The following is a 20,406-nucleotide window of genomic DNA, read 5'->3' on the forward strand; positions in this document are numbered from 1 at the left end:
GCGCCCCCGCGCGGGGGGGGGGGGGGGGCCCCCCCTCGGGCGCGCCGGGCGCGCGCCTCGCGCGGTGTCGGCGGGGGGGGCGGCGGGCCCCCCGCGCCCCCGGCCGCGCCCCCCGCCAGTAGCCTCTACGGCGCCTCGGGTCGCCGCCACTCACCCGAACTCGACACGTGCCCCACAACCCCCACGGCCCCCTCCGGCTCAACCGGCGACGCACCCAGGCGGGCCGTGATCACCAGGGTCCCCTCCTCGATCTGATAGTCGAGGGGGAGGCCCAGGGCGCGCATCGCGGCGACCATGCCGGTGTTGGACGACTGCGTCACGGCGTACACGCTCTCGCAGCCCGCCTCGACCGCCATCCCCACCAGCCTGCGCAGCAACTCGCTGCCGATGCCGCGCCGCTGCCAGGCGTCCTCGACGAGTAGCGCGACCTCCGTCTCGTCGCCGTCCCACAGCAGGTGACCGAGCCCGACGATGCGGCCCGACGCCGTCTGCACGGTGAGCGTGCGGCCGAAGCGGGGGCTGAGCAGGTGGTTGAGATACCGGTCCGCGTCACCGACCGGCCCGTGGTACCGCATCCCGAGCGTCCGCGTCGAGCACCGCTCGTGCATCTCCTTCGCGGCCCGAACGTCACCGGTGTCCGCCCGCCGCACCGTGATGTCGTTGCCCTCGGGCAGCGTCAGCACGTCCTGGCTGCCCGGCACGCGCGGCCCGAGCCGGGCATCCAGCTCCACGAGGGCCCGCGCCCGCGCGAACTCGGTCGGGGTGAACGGCAGATACGGCCGCTCCACGGTGATCACTCCGCCTTCCGGCGCCCGCAGCCGCATCACCGTGTCCTCGAGCGCACCCTCCACCGGGACCGGTTCGGGTCCCCTTGCGCCCACGGCAGGCACTGCGGGCAGGGAGCGGATGGTGCACCGTCCGAGCAACTGCCGCAGCGCCAAAGGCAGTTCGGCGGCGTCCAGGGCGGTACGGGTGGCCAGGCCCAGCACCCGCGTCGGCGCGTCCACCAGGTCGTGGGCGTCGGCCCGCTCGATCCAGGTCCCGGAACCGCCGGCCTCCGAGACCGCACGGGAGATGTCGGCCGCCGTGAGCCCGCCGGGCGCACGGAGCAGGAACTCGTCCACCGTGCCCTCGGCCAGCGGATGCGTCTGCAGGCTCAGTATGTCCACCCGCTGCCCGGCGAGGGCCGTGCACAGCGCGGCCAGCGACCCCGGCTCGTCCTGCACCGTCGTCCGCATCCGCCAGAGGGCGCCCTCATCGGACACCGTCACGGACGTCTCCGGCGACCGGTCCGGCAGCCCGGCCTGCGCGTCGGAGCGCGGCCGGGCACCGGTATCGCCCGTCGGAGGCGCGTGACCGTGGCGGCGTGACCACCATGAGTGGAACCCCGCCGTGAAGAGTTCCGCGACCTGGGCGACGTTCCTCCGCCAGGGGTGGCCAGAACGTCCGGACTGCGCGCGCGTCACATCAGATATGTCTCGACTCATGCACCCACTGTGAAGGAACGGTGTTGCGTGATCACGAACGCTTTGTGACCGGGCGGTAAAGAACCCTTTTGTATTGTTTTTTACCTTCTCGTCGGGTCAGGCGGCCGCCAACGCGCTGCGCAGGCGCCGGGCCTGGGTCACCAGCCGGGACGAGCCACGGCGGTCCGCTGCCCGCGCCAGGTGCGGCAGTTCCTCGCGTGCCCCCGTTCGCTCGGCGCACTCCGCGGCGACCGCAATGAGATCCGCGAGGCCGCGTGGAGGCGCGGTCGCCCCACCGGCAGCGCCGTCGGCCGCAGCCCCGGTCGCCCCACCGGTAGCTCCATCCGATGCGAGGTCCGCGAGCAGGACGGGCAGGGTGTGCCGGAGCATCTCCCAGATGGCGGCGTTCGCCCCCGTGGCCGCAGCCGTACGCGCCGACTCCACGAGCCGCGACGGCTTCACGGCCCCGCGTCGCACCAACTGCCCCAGATCCGCGCCCATCCGGGCCGCGTCGAGCTGCCCGCGCGCCGCCAGCACCAGCAGGGCGTCCACGGCGGCGAGCCGGTCCTCCGGGTGCCGCGCACCGAGCCCGTACGCCACGGCCAAGTGCACCGCATCACCGGCCTCCCCGCCCGACTCGGCCAGCGCGGGCAGGACCGCCGTGTCGCCCCGGGCGTCGTCGACGGCGACCGCCGACAGTTCGCGCAGCATTCTGACCGCCACCAGTTCACGCTGCTCGGGCAACAGGGCCAGCCAGTGCCGGCGCATGCCGTCGTCCCAATGCCAGCAGTACCGGCGATCCCGGTCGAAGCTCACCGGCCGTCCCAACGGACGGAACCCGGCCGGGAAGTCACCCTGAAACTCGGCGATCTCCCCGGACTCGACGAGTATGCGGTCCCCGGACGTCTTCCGGTGGCACGCCGGCGCGGCTGGAGCCCCGGTTGTCAGCCAGTCGGCGAGACGCGTCCCCTCGGCCGTGCCCAGCGCCGCCGCCCGCTCCGCGGCCGCCTCGGCCAACGCACGGTCAGCGCGTCGGACCCTCAGCAGCGCCTGCGCGAAGTCGGCCTTCGACACCCGGGCGCCGAGCCGCCGGTACTCGTCGAGACGCGCCACCAACTCGTCCGGCTCCAGCAGACCTGTGCCCCACGTGGGCGTGGACAGCAGGAACGGCAGAGGCTCGGTGCGCATCCGGTACGCCATCTCCCAGATGCGGGTTTCGAAGGCCCGGGCGAGCGGGCTGTGGCCGCAGTCGCTCGTGACGGTCCCGCGCTGGACGGCCTTGTGGAGCGTCGCCGTGAGCACCTTCCCGCACAGCGTCGCCAGCAGGAGCTCAAGACCGTGTGCCGCGTTGATCAGGCCGTGGTGCCTGGTGAAGTAGTCGTCCGCACTGTAGGAGTACGCCTGCTCCCGGCCGTCCCACCAGCGGCGCGCGACGACGGGGTCCAGCGCCTCCACCAGCCCGTCCCGCTCGCGGTACGCGTGCCGCACGAGTCCGTCCAGGGTCCTCTCGAATGCCGCCACATCACCGTCGGACGCGAGCAATGCCCCGACTTCTTCAGCTAGTTCCTCCGCGGACTCGGGCGCGGGCGGGAGTCGCACGGGCTCAGGTGCGGGCGGCAACACCTCCTCGTACGGCACCGGCTCCGACGCCTCGGAGGACGCCCCCAGGCTCTGGGCCGCACGCATCCGGAGCGTGGGGATCAACTGTGCGGCAGCGGAGGCGAGTTCGTCCCGTGTCTCGGCCGTACCGGTTTTCCCCGCATGTCGTTCCACCAGCTTCAGCGCCCGCTCCTGTACGTCCGAGTCCTCGTGTCCGAAGGCCTGGGCGGCGGCGGGCAGTAGCTCATCGGCGGTGGAAGCGTCGCGGGCGAGAACCTTGCCCAGCAGCACCAGCTGGGCACGCACGAGCTTCTTCTCGGGGCGGAAGAGGACTGCGCCCGACATCTCGCCGAGTTGACGGGTGGTCAGTTCGTCGTCCAGGGCCAACGACGCCAGCACCGACTGAGCGTGCGCGGCCACGACGGACGCGGCGTCGGAAGCCAGGGCCAGCCACCCGGCCGTGTGCTCCCGCTCCTCGTCCCGGGTCAGCGCGAATGCGCGCAGCATGCGCAGGAACACCCGGTGGTCGGCGGCCGAACCGCCCCGCAGCAGCCGGGCCAGGCATGCGTCGACCGTCGCCTTCCGGTCCAGGACGCCTTCGGTGGTGAGCGTCGCCAGCGCCTCGGTCCAGCTGTTCGGGCCCTCGTCCGCGGTCCATGCCAGGCGGCTGCCGATGTCGTTCGTCTCGAAGAGCGCGGCCGTGAGCTGCGCGAGGTGCGGGTCCTTGCGCAGCCGGTCCAGGACCGTGTCACCGCGCTGCCAGACGTGGCCGATGTGCTGAACCCACCCGTGGACGTAGGCCTCCGTGGTCGGCACCGGACAGCCGGAGAGCCGTACCAGGCCCGCCATCAGCTCATACGGCACACGTGAGCCGGTCGGCCGCTCGGCCAGCCGGTGGGCCACGTCGCCGAGCCAGCCGGGGGACCGGTCGCCCAGGAGGTCGATCAGCACCGCTGGTGGAGCGGGCCACCAGCGCATGTCGGAGGCCGCCAGCCAACTCGCCACGCCGGCCGCACCGGTCTGGCATGCGGTCCCCGCCACATGCAGGGTGGGATAGGCGCTGCGGGCCTGAGCGGTCCACTGGTCCGCCCTCAGCTCCTTGCGCAGGGCCTTCAACTCCGGGAAGAGCGCCCGCCGTTCGGCATCCGTCATCCCGTCCAGCAGGCTCACCACCTCGGCCGTCCGCCCGGCCCGTACCGCTTCCATCAGCGAACTCATCGCGCACCCCCGTCGACTCGTGCCATGTCCCGCTCCGCAGCGGCGATGCCCCGCCGCACCATCCGTACCGCCAGCGCGTGCTTGCACGGTCCGCGCCCGCCCCGGTACTTCGCCCACCAAAGACAGCTGCAGCTGAGCACGCCCGCCTCGTCGCGCACCCGGTGCACGTGCCCGTCCTCGGCCGTCACCGTCCCCACGGCGCCGTCCAGCGCGACCGCGCCCGCCGCCACCAGCGCCCGCGCTGAACGCAGCCGCGGGTTGTGGCGCTCCACGCGCCCGGCGTCGTACGGCAGCTCCCGGTGGAAGTAGGCCGCCTCCGCCGTGTCGTATCCGACCCGCCCCGACGTGCCCAGGCGGACCAGCGCCGCCCGGACGCGCTCGGGCGTGAGTCCCGAGGCGGCGGCCAGGTCGGCCACGTCGACGCGGGGCTCCCAGGCGAGGAGCACCGCGATCAGCTCCGCGTCCTCGGCGGCCTCGTCCGCCGCGAGGGCGTCCAGGACACCGCCCTCGCCGGAGAAGCCGCGCGAGGCGTCGGGTGACAGCGTCAGCGTCAGCCGCATGCCCGGCAGGACCACCTCCCAGGCACTGGCCGTCGACGCGGCGCCGCCCGTGACCGAGGGGCCGTACACCCGCAGGGCCGTGGCATGCCGCAGCACTCGCTGGAGCGCGACCAGCCGCTCGGGGCCGGGCAGGCACACCGCGCCGGGCACCGCGCGCGTGGTCGGCCGCAGCCCGCTCCCCGCGGGCACCACCCATCGCGCGCCGATCGATGCGCCCCGCGCCCCGCCGCGCGGCAGCGCCCGCAGGAACCGCACGGCCTCCGCGGCCGGAAGCTCGGCCCGCAGGTCGAAGCCGGCCGCTATCACGTGGGCCTCCGCGAAGCCCCGCAGCCAGCGGTCGGGGAGTGGCACCTTCTTCTCCACGACCGGCCCGTCCAGCGTGGTCACCGCCAACTCCTCCGGGCCCACCCGCAGATGGAGGGGATCGTCCGCGCCGATCCTCGACAGGGCCTCGCGCAAAGGGTTGTTGACGTCGACGTTCGTCGTGCCGTGCCCCACCTCGCCGCCGTCCAGGCCCGACTCCAGCACGTCCAGACGGGCGTACACCCCGCAGCAGCCGGAGAAGGACTCGAAGCGCAGCCGGTCACCGTTCCCCGTCACCACCGGGTCGAGGGAGGCGTGCAGCTGCCGCTGGTAGTACCGGGCGGCCGCCACGTCGGCCACCGCGAGCAGTCCGGCGGAGGCCACCTGAGGAGACGTCAGGAAGCCCGCGAAGAACCGCGGGTGGTCCTCGACGCCCGACGGCGTCGCACCTCGTGAGGTCTCGAGCCCCAGGCGCTGTCCGTCCGCGGCGGACTCCAGCACGGAGGGTTGGCAATAGGCCACGGCCTGCAAAGATCGCGTCATGGAAAAACCGTAGAGGCGACCACTGACAATCGACCCTGACCTGCGAAAACACCCTCTGGGGTGGGGAGTACGACCGTGCCGCGCCCCGGGGGATGACGCCGGTGCGCGGCACGGATTCCAGGCTAAGGCCTCCCGGCCACGGGAGTTACTGACCGACCTGGCCCGGCTGCAGGACCTGTGTGAACAGCACGGTGCCGTCGGACTCGCGCAGCCGTACCGTCAGCTCGCCGCTGCCGCCGTCGATGTCGACCTCGCCGAAGAACTGGTAGCCGCCGGCGGGCGAGACGTTCGCTGTCGTCGGCGCCTTGATGAACACCCGGTCCGGACCGAAGGTGTTGTCGAGAGTGTTCGCCGGGAACGCGCCCGCGTTGAGCGGGCCGGAGACGAACTCCCAGAACGGCTCGAAGTCGGTGAACGAGGCCCGCGCCGGCTGGTAGTGCTGGGCCGAGGTGTAGTGCACGTCGGCGGTCAGCCACACGGTGCCGGTGATCCTGCGGTGCTTGATGAACCGCAGCAGCTCGGCGATCTGCAGCTCCCGCCCCAGCGGAGCCCCCGGGTCGCCCTGTGCGACGGCCTCGATGTTCGGCTTGCCGTCACCGGTGTCCGGCACCACGAGCCCCAGCGGCATGTCGGAGGCGATCACCTTCCACACCGCCCGGGAGCGGGCCAGCTCGCGCTTGAGCCACCGCAGTTGCTCGGTGCCGAGGATGCCCTGCGCGTCGGTGGCCTGGTCGTCGGTCGAGTTGGCGTTGCGGTGGGTGCGCATGTCCAGCACGAACACGTCCAGCAGCGGACCGTGGTTGACCACCCGGTACACGCGGCCGTCGGGGCGGCGCAGGGTGGAGATGGGGAAGTACTCCGAGAACGCCTGCCGGGCGCGTGTGGCCAGGACGTCGACGTTCTTCTCGGTGTAGCGGGAGTCGGCGAGGATCTCGCCGGGGTACCAGTTGTTGGTGACCTCGTGGTCGTCCCACTGGATGATGGAGGGGACCTGGGCGTTGAACCGCTTGAGGTTGTCGTCGAGCAGGTTGTAGCGGAAGTTGCCGCGGAACTCGGCCAGGGTCTCGGCGACCTTGGACTTCTCCTCGGTGGTGATGTTCCTCCAGGTGCTGCCGTCGGGCAGGGCGACCGAGGCCGTGATGGGGCCGTCGGCGTAGATGTTGTCGCCGCTGCAGAGGAAGAAGTCCGGGTTCAGCTCGGCCATCGCGTTGTAGATCCGGTAGCCGCCGAAGTCCGGGTTGATGCCCCAGCCCTGCCCGGCGAGGTCGCCCGACCACACGAAGCGCACTCCGTCGCGCCGCCGCGCGGAGGCCGTACGGAACGTGCCGGTGACCGGCTCGCCGGTACGGCGCGGGTCGTCGGGGTCGGCGAGCAGCACGCGGTAGTGGATCTGCTCGCCGGACGGCAGGCCGCGCAGCCGTGTCGTGCCGGTGAAGTCGGTGTCCGCGCCGAGCAGCGGGCCGTGCCATCGGTGCGGTGTGCGGAACGACTCGGTCGCGGACGTCTCGACGATCATCCGGGCCGGCCGGTCGGACCGCACCCACACCAGCCCTGAGTCGCAGGTCACGTCGCCCGTCTGTACGCCCCAGCCCGCCTTGGGACGTCCCGACAGGGCGAACGCCGGCGCCGAGCCGAGCGCGGTGGGCATGGTGAGCGCCGCCGAAGCGGCGAGCGAGCCGCGCAGAACGCTGCGGCGGCCCGGGGACGGACGGTGTGACATGGAGGCCTCCAGGGGCGGGATCCGGCCAGTGTGCAGTGCCACAACTACTGGTGCGCCGCAGCGCACACGGAAACCACAAGTGAACAACTGACCGCATGGGCAGGGGAACCGGCGTGCAGAGCCAGTACCACTCAGCGCGGACCCGCGACGACCGCGTCGGCCATGAGCCGTACGCCCGCCCGGATCCGCGTCGGCGCCAGGTGCGCGTATCCCAGGACCAGCCGCACCCCCGGGCGCCCGCCCTCCCCGTTACGGACGTGCCCGTAGTCCGTCAGAGGGCGCACCGCCACCCCGGCCGCGGTCACGCGCGCGAGGAACCGCTCCTGGGGTCCGTACCGCTCCGGCAGCGCGGCGATGACGTGCAGGCCCGCGGCGATCCCGGACACCTCCGCGCCCGGGAAGTGCTCCTCCAGGGCGGATACGAGGGTGTCGCGGCGCTCCCGGTACGCGCGCTGGCACCGGCGCAGCTGGCGGTCGTAGTCACCGCGCTCCACGAAGCGGGCGAACAGTGCCTGATCGAGGGTGGGATGACCGAGGTCCATGGTCCGTTTCCGCTCGACGACATCCTCGGCCAGCACCTCCGGCACCAGCAGCCAGCCGAGCCGGAGCCCCGGTGCGAGGGACTTGCTGACCGACCCCGCGTACGCGACGCGCTCGGGGTCGAGCCCCTGGAGTGCGCCGACGGGCGCACGGTCGTACCGGAAGTCGCCGTCGTAGTCGTCCTCCAGGAGGAATCCGTCGACGGACCGCGCCCAGTCGAGCAGCGCGGCACGGCGGCGCGCGGAGTAGGCGATGCCGGTGGGGAACTGGTGGGCCGGGGTCGTGACGACGGACCGTACGCCCGACTCCCGCAACGGGCCGAGGGCGAGCCCCTCGTCGTCCAGCGGCAGCGGCACGGTGGTCACCCCCGCTGCCGCGTAGAGGGCGTCGTGCTGCGGGCTCCCGGGGTCCTCCACGCCCACTTCGCGCAGCCCGCGCGCGTGCAGCACGAACCCGAGGAGCGTCGTCGCCTGCGCCACCCCGGAGACGACCACGATGCGCTCGGGGTCCGCGACGACGCCCCGGCGCCGCGCCAGCAGCTCGGCCAGCGCCGTACGCAGCCGGGGGAGCCCGCGCGGGTCGGGATAGCCGAGCTCGTGGTGCGGCAGCTCGGCCAGCACCCCGCGCTGCGCGGCGGCCCACGCGGCGCGCGGAAACAGCGACATGTCCGGCGTCCCGGGTACGAAGTCGGCGTGGGCGCCGGTGGCGCGTGGAGCGAGATCACGCGCGCGTGGCCGTGCGGCCCGTACGGCACTGCCCACCCAGGTCCCGGCACCCCGGCCGCTGCGCAGATAGCCCTCCGCCGTCAGCTGCTCGTACGCCTCGGTGATCAGCCCGCGCGACACGCCGAGGTCGGCCGCGAGATCCCGGCTCGACGGCAGCCGTGTGTCCGGCGCCAGCCGTCCCGACCGCACCGCCTCACGCAGCGCCGCCTGCAGCGAACGCCCACGCGCGCGTGCGGGCGCCGAAGCGGCGGGCAGCAGCAACTCCCAGGCAGCGGAATTCAGATGAGGCTGAGGGGCACCCGCGTCCGGCGTCGCCGGGCCCCGCGCTCGACGGGTCGGCTCCGCCGGATCGCCCGCGGAAGGCGTCGCAGTGTGCCGCGCCTGCCCACCGGGGCCGCTCGCCCGGCCTGCCCCAGCGGATGCGGCCGACGCGGCCGACCCGGCCGGATCACCTGCGCGCGGCCCCGCAGTGCGCCCCTCCTGCCCTGCGGAATCCCCCGTCGAGGCCTCCGACGTCGAGGCATCCGAGGCGTGCGGGGCCGTCCTCCCGGCCGGATTGGTCTGCGATGGCGTCATGAGAGTGGACCTTAATCCGGACCGCTGCGCTTCCTAGCGTCGCTTCCATGAACGCCAACGCCACGCGCGGAGCCCTCCTCGCCGCGCTCGCCTGCATCCTCGTCGGGGGATCCTTCACCGCCAACAGCCTCCTCGGCGACTACCCGTACGCCGGCGGTCAGTTCCTGCGGTACACGCTCGCCTGCCTCCTGCTCGTCCCGTTGGCCGGGCGTGACGCTGCGGCCCGGCTGCGTGCGCTCGCGGCCCGTCAGTGGGCCCGACTCGTGGTGCTCGCCGCCGTGGGCATGGTCGGCTTCAACCTGGCTGTGATCGCCGCCGAGCGGACGGCCGAACCGGCGGTTCCCGGGGTCTTCGTCGGCTGCGCGCCGGTGGTCGTGGCCGTCGTCGTCCCGCTGCTGGACCAGCGCCGCCCCCAACGGACGGTCCTGTACGGGGCGTTGCTCGTCGCCGCGGGCGCGGTCACGGTCCAGGGCTGGGGGCGTACGGACGGCGCCGGCATCGCCTTCTCCGTGTGCGCGCTGGTCGGCGAGGTCGGTTTCGCCGTCCTGGCCGTGCCCGTGCTGCGCCCGCTGGGCCCGCGGCTGCTGTCGGCCACGGTGTGCGGTGTCGCGGCGGTCGAGTCGGCGGCGGCCGGACTGCTCCTGGACGGCACCGCGTGGCTGCGGCGGCCCGACACCACCGAGGCGGCCGCTCTGCTGTGGCAGGCGGTGGTCGTGACCGTGGTGGGCTTCGTGTGCTGGTACATGGGCATGCAGCGGATCGGCGCCGAGCGCGCCACGCTCTTCTCCGGCCTCATCCCGGTGGCCGCCGCCTGCACCGCCCCGCTCGTCGGGACGGGCTCCTACGGCGCCGTACAGGCGCTGGGGAGCGCCCTGGTCGGTGCCGGAGTCGCCCTGGGGTCGGGCGCGTTGACACGCGCCCCGCGTGGGTCAGCGGCTGCCGTCGAGGATGACGCGCGCGACCAGCGCCGGGTCGTCGTTCATGGGGCAGTGGCCGCAGCCGGGCAGCCTGACGAGGCGCGCCCGGGGGATGATCTGCTTGGCGCGCACCCCCTGGCGGCGCACGAGCAGCCGGTCCCTGGTGCCCCAGGCCACGGTGACCGGGATCCCGGGGATGTCGTCGGAGAACCGGATGGTCCGGCCGGCGTCGAGGGTCTGGTCGAAGCCCGTGGCCCGCGCCAGCGCCAGGGTCTCGGCGACCACGGCCTCGGGTGACCGGCGGCCGGGGCGGGCGTAGATCGTGCTCGTCAGGACCGTACGGCCGGCCGCCGACCGGGACAGCTGCTCCACCAGCGGCAGCGGCAGCCGGCGCGAGATGTGCCGCATCGCGAGCAGCACGCCGAAGGCGTAGCGCCGCTCGGCCTCCGACCAGAACCCGGCCGGGGAGAGGGCGGTGACGGACCGCACGAGCTTCTCGCGGCCGAGTTCGAGCGCGATCAGGCCGCCCAGCGAGTTGCCCACCACATGCGGCCGGTCGAGCTCCATGGCTTCGCAGAAGGCGCCGAACACAGCCGTCGTCGTCGCCAGGTCGTAGGAGAGGGTGCTCGGCAGGCCCGGGGATGTTCCGAAGCCGGGGAGGTCCACGGAGATCACATCGCGCTCGGTCGCGAGGATGTCCACCACCGGCTCCCAGACCTGCCGGTGGTGCCCGATCCCGTGCAGCAGGAGCAGGGGTTCGCCGCTCCCCACGCGCGTGTAGTCGACGCTCACGCTCTGCGGGCCGTGGGGAGAGGCGACCTGGAAGGAGACGGTGGCGGACATGGGGTGCTCCTCGACTGGGACATGCTGACGGACGGCCGTAGACAGCTTGTCAGCAATTGCTACCGACGGGTAGACCCTGACGGTCGCGGACACCGGGCACGCGTGCCCCCTCCAACCCGCCCTGCGCCCCCCGAGGTTGAACGCCACAGGGCCGAGGGCGACGATTTCGCCTGGACACGGCCGTACGTGTCGGCTGGGATGGAGCGGTGACCACCGACACCGAGACCGACGTCTTCGAAGAGCACCGCCCCGTCCTCCTGGGGGTCGCCTACCGCATGCTCGGGCGGGTGGCCGACGCGGAGGACGTGGTGCAGGAGGCCTGGCTGCGCTGGTCGGGCGCCGATCGGTCCGAGGTGCGCGAACCACGCGCCTACCTGGTGCGCATCACGACCCGACTCGCCATCGACCGACTGCGCCAGGTCAAGGCGCACGGCGAGACCTACGTCGGCCCCTGGCTGCCGGAGCCGTACGTCACCGACTTCGGGGACGCCGTCCCGGACACCGCCGAGCGGGCCGTCCTCGCCGACTCCGTCTCCCTCGCCGTCCTCGTCGTCCTGGAGTCACTGTCGCCGCTGGAGCGGGCGGTGTTCGTCCTCAGGGAGGCCTTCAGCTACCCGTACGCCGAGATCGCCGCCATGCTCGAGCGGGGCGAGGCGGCGGTGCGCCAGCTGGCCGGGCGGGCCCGCAAGCATGTCGACGAGCGGCGGCCGCGGTACGAGGTGGACCCGGCCCAGCGACGCGATCTCACCGAACGGTTCCTGGCCGCAGCGGCGGGGGGCGACCTGGAGGGGCTCATGTCGCTGCTGGCCCCGGACGTCCGTCTCATCGGCGACAGCGGCGGCAAGGCCAAGGCGCCGGTGCGGGTCCTGGAGACGGCCGACAAGGTCGGGCGCTTCCTCGTGGGCGCCACGCGGAACGCCGTTCCCGACGTCACCTTCCGGTTCCTGGAGATCAACGGCGGTCCCGCGGTGCTGGTGCGGTCCGGCGACAAGCCCGACAGCGTCTTCCAACTGGACGTCCTGGACGGGCGGATCCAGTCGGTCTACATCATCCGCAACCCCGACAAGCTGACGTCACTGGCGACGGCGTAGCTCCCACCGCCCCGTCCCGGCGGTGGCGGCACGCCGGTCCCGTGAACGTTCCCGGCGATTGGTATTGACCAAGGGTGGGGGCCGCCCTATGGTCGCAGATAAGTGCAACAACCTTTAATAAACAAGGGCGCTAAAACGCCGACGGGCCACGGCGATTGCGGAGGACAGGGTGGGGACCACGCAGCTGGAAACGGTGCCGGAACCGAAGTACTGGCATCTGAGGACCGTGCTCAGTGAGGCACTGGACTCCGAGTTCACCGTGGGCGAGATTCTGCCCAACGAACGCGACCTGGCAGCTCGTTTCGGCGTCGCCAGGGCCACGCTCCGTCAGGCCCTGGAACAGCTCGAGCTCGAAGGCAGGCTGCAGCGCCGCCGCGGTGTCGGTACGACGGTCGCGCCGCCGCGCGTGGGTGTGTCCGTCGGGGGCGAGCAGCACGCCTGGCCGGGGGCGACCGACGACGTCTGGCAGCCCGTGGACTGCGCACTGGCGGCTGCGCCCGCATCCGTCGCGGACGCCCTGGAGAGCGGCCGGGACGAGGCCGTGCACACCGTGCGCCGCTCGCGCGTGACCCACGGTCAGCCGGTCGCCGCCGAACTGCTGTACATCCCGCAGTCGTCGGTGCCCGACCTCTCCGCCATCGACGCCCCGTCCGGAGCGGCACGCGCGCGTGCCGTGCTGCGCGAGCTGCAGCGCCTGGAGCTGGAGGGCCAGGACAGCGCCGTCGAGCTGGGCTCGGCCCGCGCGGACGACGCCAAGGAGCTGGACCGCCTGCCGGGGGCGCCCGTCCTCGTCGTGACCACCCGCTACCTCGCCGAGGGCCGTACCGCCGCGCTCTCCGTCGCCACCTACCGTGCGGACACCTGCCGGTTGACGTTCGGCGACTCCGGCGGCGTGGAGATCCACCAGGGCCCGGAGCGCCAGGCTTCCTGACGTCGTACCTGCACATGCCTCGCGCCCCGGATCCACTCCGGGGCGCGTCGCCTGTTCAGGAGCACATCAGGAGCACAAAGGGGGCGTCACTGCCGCCAGTGGCGCGCCGTGCCGATGCTGACCGCCTGCCCGTCAGCGTCGCCCCGTCACAGTCCCCTCCACCGCGAACAGCTGCTCCTCCACATGGTCGAGAGCGAGCCGCAGTGCTCCGGTCGCCACGGCGGCCTCGCCGAGGAGGGACAGCGCGACCTTCGGCGGGCGCAGGCAGTAGCGGGCCAGCTCGCGGCGCAGCGGCTCCAGTACGCCGTCCAGGCCGGCCGCCCAGCCGCCGACGACGACCAGCTCGGGGTCGAGGGCGAGGACGAGGGCTGCCACGTCGTGGACGAGGCGCTGGATGAATCGTTCGACGGCTGCGAGGGCCTGCTGGTCGCCGTCGCGTGCCTGGGCGAAGACCTTGGCGACGGCGTGCTCGTCGAGCGGGCGCAGGGGCTCGTCCGTGGTGGACAGCAGCGTCTCCGGAGTCGCCTCCCGGCCCAGCAGATGCAGCGCGCCGATTTCACCGGCCGCGCCGCCGTAGCCCCGGTGCAGCTGACCGCCGATCAGTGAACCGGCGCCCGGGCTCAGCCCGGCCAGTACGAACACCACGTCGTCGGACTCGGTGGCGGAGCCCTTCCAATGCTCGGCAACGGCCGCCGCGTTGGCGTCGTTCTCCACCAGGACCGGGCACTTGAAGGAACGGCTCAGCCGCTCGCCCAGCCTGAGCCCCGTCCACTCGGGCAGCGCGGCGCCCAGCCGCACGGTCCCGTCCGCCTCGACGATGCCCGGCGTCGCGACCCCCACGGCACGCAGCGAGTTGCGTGCCACACCGGCCCGGCGCAAGAGCTCGGCCACGCCCGTCCGCACCCGGTCGAGGCGCTCGTCGGCCGGAGCCGTCTCGTCGACGTCCTTGGCGATGGCGCCGAGGATCCGGCCGTCCAGGTCGGCGAGGAGCGCCGCGACCCGATGCGACCCGATCTCCACGCCGAGCAGATGTCCGGCCTCGGCCCGGAACCGGAACCGGCGCGCGGGTCGGCCCTGGCGCCGCACGACACTCTCGTCGGCCGCCTTCTCGACGACGTACCCCGCCTCGATGAGCCCCTCGACGACACCCTCGACGGTCGGCCGGGACAGCCCGGTCACCCGGGTGATCTCCGTCAGCGTGGCGGCGTCCGTGGCACGCAGCGCGTGCAGCACCACCGCGGAGTTGATCCTTCGCAGCAGCGAGGGATCCCCGCCGGTCAGTGGCCCCAACGTCCGTCCTCCCAGCTTGTGCGCATGTTGGGCGGATGGTACTCGCAGTGGCGAACCCGGGCGAGTGCCAGGGCACCCCCGGACCTACCGGTCGGTCCGTCCGGCTGTCCTCGCTTGGCCCGGGGGAGGGTTCACCCCGGCGCCACGAACCCCGACTCGTACGCCGTGATCACCGCCTGCGTGCGGTCCCGCGCCCCCAGTTTGGCCAGGACGGCGCTCACGTGGGACTTCACCGTCTCCGTCCCGACCACCAGCCGGGCCGCGATCTCCGCGTTCGACAGTCCGCGTGCCATCAGCCGCAGCACCTCGGCCTCCCGCTCGGTCAGCCGGGCCCGCTCCAACACGGCGCGCGCCGCCCGGTTGCCGCCGTCGTCGCCGTAATGCGCGGCCAGTTGCCGCACCGACGCCGGGAACAGCAGCGACTCGCCCTCGGCGACCAGCCGTACGGCGTGCACGATCTCGGCAGGGCGGGCCCGCTTCAGCAGGAAGCCGTCGGCACCGGCCCGCAGTGCCTCGTACACGTACTCGTCGTTCTCGAAGGTCGTGACGACAAGGATCTTCGGCGGCTCGTCGACCGTGCGCAGCACCGCGCGCGTGGCCTCGATCCCGTCCAGCAGCGGCATCCGTACGTCCATGGCGATCACGTCGGGCCGCAGCTGCCGCACCAGCGGGATCACCGCCGCCCCGTCGGCGGCCTCTCCGACGACCTCGATGTCGGGCTGCGCCTCCAACACGGCCCGCAAACCCGCGCGTACGAGGGGTTCGTCGTCGACGAGGAGAACGGTGACCGGCATCCGGTCAGCCTAGATCAACTCAGCGGCAGCTCAACATGTACCTGCCAGTCACCTTCGTCGGGGCCGGTTCGCGCATGTCCGCCCAGCAGGGCGGCGCGCTCGCGTATGCCGCGCAGGCCGCTGCCCCGGCCGGGCCCGGGTATGTCGGCGGTGAGCGGATTGCGGACCTCGAGGGCGAGTGTGCCGTCCGCGACGGCGATGCGTGCCCGGACCGGCACCGCGCCCGCGTGCCGCAGCACATTGGTCAGTGATTCCTGGAGGATGCGGTAGCCCTCCCGGGAGACAGGGCCGGGCACGGTGTCCAACGGTCCCGTCAGCTCGATGTCGACCTTCGCGCCCGACGCCCGTGCGGACTCCAGCAGACGGTCCGCGTCCGCCAGCGTCGGCCGGCTGCTGACCGGCCGCTCCGACTCGCGCAGGATGCCGAGGACCCGCTCCAGGTCCTCCAGGGCGGCCCGGCCGGTCTCCTCGATGGCGTCCAGGGCCCGGTCGGTGAAGGCGGGGTCGCGGGCCGCGCGCGCCGCACCCGCCTGCACGACGGCCACGGTCAGGGCATGGCCGATGGAGTCGTGGAGTTCACGGGCGATGCGCGTGCGTTCCAGGAGCTGTTCGGTCCGCTCCTCCAAGGCCGCGAGGCGCTCGGCCGGCGTGGGGCCCAGGAGGCGGCGGGCGAGCGCGGTGATGAGATGGCCGGAGGCGACCACCGTCACCGCCAGTGCGACCAGCAGCAGCGGCACCAGCAGGACGTTCCACCAGCTGGGGCCATCGAGGGTGAACAGTCCGCCCTCCTCGAAGCCCCGGTCGAACGGCGCCGTCAGCAGGTGCACCGTGCCGAAGAGCAGTTGGGTGACGCATATCGCGGTCGCGTAGCCGAGCAGGAGCCGTGCCTCCAGCCACACGACGAGCCGCCCGCGGTCTCCCCACGAGGCGGACGGCGCGACCACGATGTCCGTGCTCCCCTGGTCGTGCCGGAGCCCGGTCAGCAGCAGCCTCGCCTGGAGCCCCTCCGCGGTCCGCATCGCGGGCACCAGCGCGGCGGGGGCGAGCGCGGCTGCCGCCACCGGCCAGATCCACCACGCTTCCCGGACGAACAGCCACATGCTCGGCCACACGATGCCGATGAACAGATGCAGCAGCCGTGTGTACGTCACCGCCCGACCGAACGGGCGCAGCAAGCGGACCATTTCGTCATCGTGCCAGCCGCCACTGACAACGGACCTCCCCCGCACGGGGGAGACGATCTCCACGCGCGGGGGAAGAGCCGCGCCACCCCGGCGGCGAGGCTTACTGCCATGACCAGCATCGAAGTCCAAGCCCTCACCAAGGAGTACGGCAACCGGCGAGCCGTGGACGAACTCACCTTCACCGTCCTCCCCGGCCGCGTCACCGGCTTCCTCGGGCCCAACGGCGCCGGGAAGTCCACCACCATGCGGCTCGTCCTCGGCCTCGACCGGCCGACGTCCGGAACCGCCACGATCGGCGGTCGCGCCTACGCCGCACTCGACGAACCCCTGCGGCAGGTGGGCGCGTTGCTCGACGCCCAGGCCGCGCACGGCTCCCGGACCGGCCGGGACCATCTGCGCGTCCTCGCCGCGACCAACCGCATCCCGCGCCGTCGCGTCGACGCGGCGCTGGAGGAGACGGGGCTGGCGCCGGTGGCGGACCGCAGGGTGAAGACGTACTCCCTGGGCATGCGCCAGCGGCTCGGCATCGCCGCGGCCCTCCTCGGTGACCCGGAGGTCGTCCTGCTGGACGAGCCGTCCAACGGCCTCGACCCCGAAGGCATCATCTGGATCCGTGAGTTGCTGCGCCGGCTCGCGGGGGAGGGGCGCACGGTCCTGGTCTCCAGCCATCTCATGAACGAGACCGCGTCCTTCGCGGACCACCTCGTGGTCCTCGGCCGGGGGCGCCTGCTGGCCGACACCCCCATGCGGGAGTTCATCCACGCACGCGTGGAACCCCGCGTCCGTATCCGTACCTCGGACGCCACCGCACTGAAGACCGCGCTCGCCCGGCACGGTCACGACACCGTCCAGCACGAGGACGGGCACTGGAGCGTGCGCCACGCACGCGTGGACGACATCGGCCGCCTCATGTCCGAGGCCGGCGTCCCCATCCTCGAACTCGCCACCGAGGAGGGCACCTTGGAGCAGGCCTACCTCGATCTGACCGCGACCGAGGCCGAGTTCACCGCACAGCCCCAGGAGGCCTGAGTCATGGCATTCGCGCCCGTACTCCACTCGGAGTGGCTCAAGATCCGTACGCTGCGCTCACTGCCGGGAGCGCTGCTGGCGCTGTTCGCCGTGACCACGGCGTTCTCCGCGCTGGCCGGCACCGACGGGAGCTCCGACCCGGAGTTCGACCCGCTGTTCACGGCCATGTCCGGGATTCTGCCGGGCCAGATCGCCGCCATCTCGTTCGGGGCGATGGCCGTGTCGTCGGAGTACCACGGGGGTGCCCTCCGGCTGTCGCTCGCGGCGGTCCCGCAGCGCGGACGCTGGTTCGCGGCGAAGGTGACGGCCATCGCCGTCCCGGCACTGCTCGTGGGACTCGGCACCGCCTTCACCGCGCTGGTGGTGGCACGCGCGGGACTCGGCTCCGCGGCGAGCGGGCTCACCACGGCCGAGCAGGTGCGCGGGGTCGTGGGCTGCGGTATCTACCTCATGTTGATGGCGTTGTTCGCGGCGGGTCTCACCGTGGTGCTGCGCAGCGGTGTCGCCACGCTCTCCATCCTGATCCCGTTCATCCTCGTCGTGTCGTTCGTGATCGGCGACGCCGCCGGCACCGTCGCGGACTTCCTGCCCGACAGGGCAGGCCAGATCGCCCTTCAGCAGACCTACGCCGGCACCCTCGGACCCTGGTCGGGACTCGCGGTGACCGCTGTGTGGACGGCGGCGTCGCTGCTGGCGGGGGCGTGGAGCGTACGGCGCCGGGACGCCTGACGGCACACCAACTGTCAGTGCGGCCGGGTTTACTGGACCCCATGAACATCGCACGGCACATCGCCCTCATCGACGAGCTGTGCTTCCGCCCCTCTCCGGCGGGGCACGGCCCGTCGGACGTCGGCGACGGGGGGCCCGGGTATCACCTCGCGGCGTTGGAGAGAAGCGGGGACGACTGCGGGACGCGCGCGGCGACGGTGGAGCGCCGACCGGGGCCCGGCCGACGACGTCCAACTCCTCGCCGTGGTCACGGACGTCGATCCACCGTGACGCGTCAGGTGACGTCGGCCCACCGTGACGTGGTCAGGCCTGCTCCGCCGCCACCCGCAACCTGGCGAACTCCTCCGCCATCGTCTGCGCCGTCCAATGCGCGTTCAGCCCGCTCGGGTTCGGCAGCACCCACACGCGCGTGCCCCCGATCACCCGCTCCTGCGGCCCCACCTGCGCCTTGCGGTCGTCGAAGGCCGCCCGGTAGGCGGTCACCCCGACGACGGCCAGCCAACGCGGCCGCAGCCGAGCCACCTTTGTTGCCAGCAGCCGCCCGCCGTCGCGGTACTCCTGCGCGCTCAGCTCGTCGGCTCGCGCGCTCGCCCGGGCCACGACGTTCGTGATGCCGAGCCCGTAGGACAGCAACTCCTCCTGCTCCGACGGCTTCAGGAGCCTCGGCGTGAACCCGGACAGGTGCAGGACCGGCCAGAATCGGTTGCCCGGGCGAGCGAAGTGATGGCCGGTCGCGGCCGTCATCAGACCGGGGTTGATGCCGCAGAACAGCACATGGAGACCGTCCGCGACGACGTCCGGCACCAGACGGTCGCGGGCGGCCTCCAACTGCTCGGCGGTGAAGCGCGTCATGCCGTGGGCGACGTCAGAGGATCGCCCCGGGCGTGTAACCGGCGGCTTCCGGGCGCTGCTTCACGATCTCCTCGATCCGGCCCACGACGACGCCGACCTGGTCGGCCGCGGCACCCGTGAAGGACAGCTTGTCGGCCATCAGGGCGTCCAGGCCGGCGCGGTCGAGCGGGATGCGCTCGTCGGCGGCCAGCTTGTCGAGCAGTTCGTTGCGCTCGGCGCCCTGCTCGCGCATCGCCAGCGCGGAGGCGACGGCGTTCTCCTTGATCGCCTCGTGCGCGACCTCACGGCCGACGCCGGCGCGCACCGCGCCCATCAGCACCTTGGTGGTGGCGAGGAACGGCAGGTAGCGGTCCAGCTCGCGGGCGACGACCGCCGGGAAGGCGCCGAACTCGTCGAGCACCGTCAGGAACGTCTCCAGCAGGCCGTCCAGTGCGAAGAACGCGTCCGGCAGCGCGACCCGGCGCACCACCGAGCAGGACACGTCACCCTCGTTCCACTGGTCGCCCGCCAGCTCGCCGGTCATCGAGGCGTAGCCGCGCAGGATGACCATCAGGCCGTTGACGCGCTCGCAGGAGCGGGTGTTCATCTTGTGCGGCATCGCGGAGGAGCCGACCTGGCCCGGCTTGAAGCCCTCGGTCACCAGCTCGTGCCCGGCCATCAGACGGATCGTCTTCGCCAGCGACGAAGGCGCCGCCGCCAGCTGCACCAGCGCGGTCACGACCTCGTAGTCCAGCGAGCGCGGGTAGACCTGGCCCACCGAGGTGAACGCCTGTGCGAAGCCGAGGTGCCCGGCGATCCGGTTCTCCAGCTCCGCCAGCTTCGCCGCGTCCCCGCCGAGCAGGTCCAGCATGTCCTGCGCCGTACCGACCGGGCCCTTGATCCCGCGCAGCGGGTAGCGGCCGAGGAGCTCCTCGACCCGGCCGTACCCGACGAGCAGCTCGTCGGCGGCGGTCGCGAAACGCTTGCCGAGGGTCGTGGCCTGGGCGGCGACGTTGTGGGAGCGGCCGGCCATGACCAGCTCGCCGTACTCGCCGGCCAGCTTGCCCAGGCGCGCCAGCACGGCCACCGTGCGATCGCGCATCAGCTCCAGCGAGAGCCGGATCTGCAACTGCTCCACGTTCTCGGTGAGGTCGCGCGAGGTCATGCCCTTGTGGACGTGCTCGTGTCCGGCGAGGTCGTTGAACTCCTCGATCCGCGCCTTCACGTCGTGCCGCGTGACCTTCTCGCGCTCGGCGATGGAGGCCAGGTCGACGGTGTCGAGGACACGCTCGTAGTCGGCGAGCGCCTCGTCCGGCACCTCGATGCCGAGGTCCTTCTGGGCGCGCAGCACGGCGAGCCAGAGCTGCCGCTCCAGCTTCACCTTCTGCTCGGGGGACCAGAGCGTGGCGAGCTCGGTGGAGGCGTAGCGTCCGGCGAGGACGTTCGGGATGCGGGGCTTGGCGGGCGCAGAAGTCACGTGTCCAGATTCTACTGGCGATTCGTGCAGGCCAGCGCCG

Annotated in this window: 15 protein-coding genes and 1 pseudogene; 5 read left to right on the top strand and 11 right to left on the bottom strand. The window is 72.7% G+C overall.

Annotated elements, in window-relative coordinates; all coding sequences use genetic code 11:
* Positions 1 to 125 precede the first annotated feature (125 nt).
* From ACWGDB_RS21945 to pdxR, 5 genes are all read right to left on the bottom strand, one after another.
* Positions 126 to 1,487: a GNAT family N-acetyltransferase gene (locus tag ACWGDB_RS21945; protein WP_453823938.1), complete on the bottom strand. Its 1,362-nt coding sequence runs from the start codon at positions 1,485 to 1,487 to the stop codon at positions 126 to 128.
* A gap of 96 nt (positions 1,488 to 1,583) precedes the next feature.
* Positions 1,584 to 4,283: a DUF7824 domain-containing protein gene (locus ACWGDB_RS21950; protein WP_453823939.1), complete on the bottom strand. Its 2,700-nt coding sequence runs from the start codon at positions 4,281 to 4,283 to the stop codon at positions 1,584 to 1,586.
* On the bottom strand, positions 4,280 to 5,689 hold the full coding sequence (locus ACWGDB_RS21955; RefSeq protein ID WP_453823940.1) for an SWIM zinc finger family protein: 1,410 nt from the start codon (positions 5,687 to 5,689) through the stop codon (positions 4,280 to 4,282). Before ACWGDB_RS21955 ends, ACWGDB_RS21950 begins: the two co-directional genes overlap by 4 nt.
* 145 nt (positions 5,690 to 5,834) lie before the next feature.
* Positions 5,835 to 7,409 carry an alkaline phosphatase D family protein gene (locus ACWGDB_RS21960; protein WP_453823941.1) on the bottom strand — a complete coding sequence of 525 codons (1,575 nt, stop codon included), beginning with the start codon at positions 7,407 to 7,409 and terminating at the stop codon, positions 5,835 to 5,837.
* Between the two features lie 131 nt (positions 7,410 to 7,540).
* Positions 7,541 to 8,956 carry a MocR-like pyridoxine biosynthesis transcription factor PdxR gene (pdxR, locus tag ACWGDB_RS21965; protein ID WP_453824044.1) on the bottom strand — a complete coding sequence of 472 codons (1,416 nt, stop codon included), beginning with the start codon at positions 8,954 to 8,956 and terminating at the stop codon, positions 7,541 to 7,543.
* 341 nt (positions 8,957 to 9,297) lie between these two features.
* Here pdxR and ACWGDB_RS21970 point away from each other — a divergent pair.
* Positions 9,298 to 10,086: pseudogene (locus ACWGDB_RS21970) on the top strand (EamA family transporter); the annotation flags it as partial.
* A gap of 93 nt (positions 10,087 to 10,179) precedes the next feature.
* Here the strand turns inward: ACWGDB_RS21970 and ACWGDB_RS21975 are convergent.
* Complete coding sequence (locus tag ACWGDB_RS21975) at positions 10,180 to 11,010, bottom strand: alpha/beta fold hydrolase (RefSeq protein WP_383629331.1); 831 nt, start codon at positions 11,008 to 11,010, stop codon at positions 10,180 to 10,182.
* Between the two features lie 206 nt (positions 11,011 to 11,216).
* On the opposite strand from ACWGDB_RS21975, the gene ACWGDB_RS21980 reads away from it, so the two are divergent.
* A complete protein-coding gene (locus tag ACWGDB_RS21980) occupies positions 11,217 to 12,101 on the top strand; it encodes an RNA polymerase sigma-70 factor (protein WP_453823942.1) in 885 nt (294 codons plus the stop codon).
* A gap of 169 nt (positions 12,102 to 12,270) precedes the next feature.
* Entirely contained in the window at positions 12,271 to 13,032 is a 762-nt protein-coding gene (locus tag ACWGDB_RS21985) for a GntR family transcriptional regulator (RefSeq protein WP_453823943.1), read from the top strand.
* A 132-nt stretch (positions 13,033 to 13,164) separates the two neighbouring features.
* Here the strand turns inward: ACWGDB_RS21985 and ACWGDB_RS21990 are convergent, their stop codons facing one another.
* From ACWGDB_RS21990 to ACWGDB_RS22000, 3 genes are all read right to left on the bottom strand, one after another.
* Positions 13,165 to 14,322, bottom strand: a complete 1,158-nt coding sequence (locus tag ACWGDB_RS21990) for an ROK family protein (protein WP_383599409.1) — start codon at positions 14,320 to 14,322, stop codon at positions 13,165 to 13,167.
* Between the two features lie 131 nt (positions 14,323 to 14,453).
* The gene (locus ACWGDB_RS21995; protein ID WP_453823944.1) at positions 14,454 to 15,116 is read right to left on the bottom strand and encodes a response regulator; all 663 of its coding nucleotides are present in this window, start codon (positions 15,114 to 15,116) and stop codon (positions 14,454 to 14,456) included.
* Positions 15,117 to 15,130: 14 nt separating this feature from the next.
* Positions 15,131 to 16,300: a sensor histidine kinase gene (locus ACWGDB_RS22000; protein ID WP_453823945.1), complete on the bottom strand. Its 1,170-nt coding sequence runs from the start codon at positions 16,298 to 16,300 to the stop codon at positions 15,131 to 15,133.
* Positions 16,301 to 16,408: 108 nt separating this feature from the next.
* Between ACWGDB_RS22000 and ACWGDB_RS22005 the strand changes: the two genes are divergently transcribed.
* Positions 16,409 to 17,329, top strand: a complete 921-nt coding sequence (locus ACWGDB_RS22005; protein WP_453823946.1) for an ABC transporter ATP-binding protein — start codon at positions 16,409 to 16,411, stop codon at positions 17,327 to 17,329.
* Positions 17,330 to 17,332: 3 nt separating this feature from the next.
* Positions 17,333 to 18,058 (top strand): ABC transporter permease, encoded by a 726-nt coding sequence (locus ACWGDB_RS22010; RefSeq protein WP_453823947.1) that lies wholly within the window; start codon positions 17,333 to 17,335, stop codon positions 18,056 to 18,058.
* Positions 18,059 to 18,361: 303 nt separating this feature from the next.
* Here the strand turns inward: ACWGDB_RS22010 and mug are convergent, their stop codons facing one another.
* Positions 18,362 to 18,910, bottom strand: a complete 549-nt coding sequence (gene mug / locus ACWGDB_RS22015; protein WP_369269659.1) for a G/U mismatch-specific DNA glycosylase — start codon at positions 18,908 to 18,910, stop codon at positions 18,362 to 18,364.
* A gap of 13 nt (positions 18,911 to 18,923) precedes the next feature.
* Positions 18,924 to 20,366, bottom strand: coding sequence for an adenylosuccinate lyase (gene purB, locus ACWGDB_RS22020; protein WP_383629337.1), 1,443 nt, complete (start codon positions 20,364 to 20,366; stop codon positions 18,924 to 18,926).
* Between the last annotated feature and the right edge of the window lie 40 nt (positions 20,367 to 20,406).

This window comes from Streptomyces sp. NPDC055013 (genome assembly GCF_053608645.1).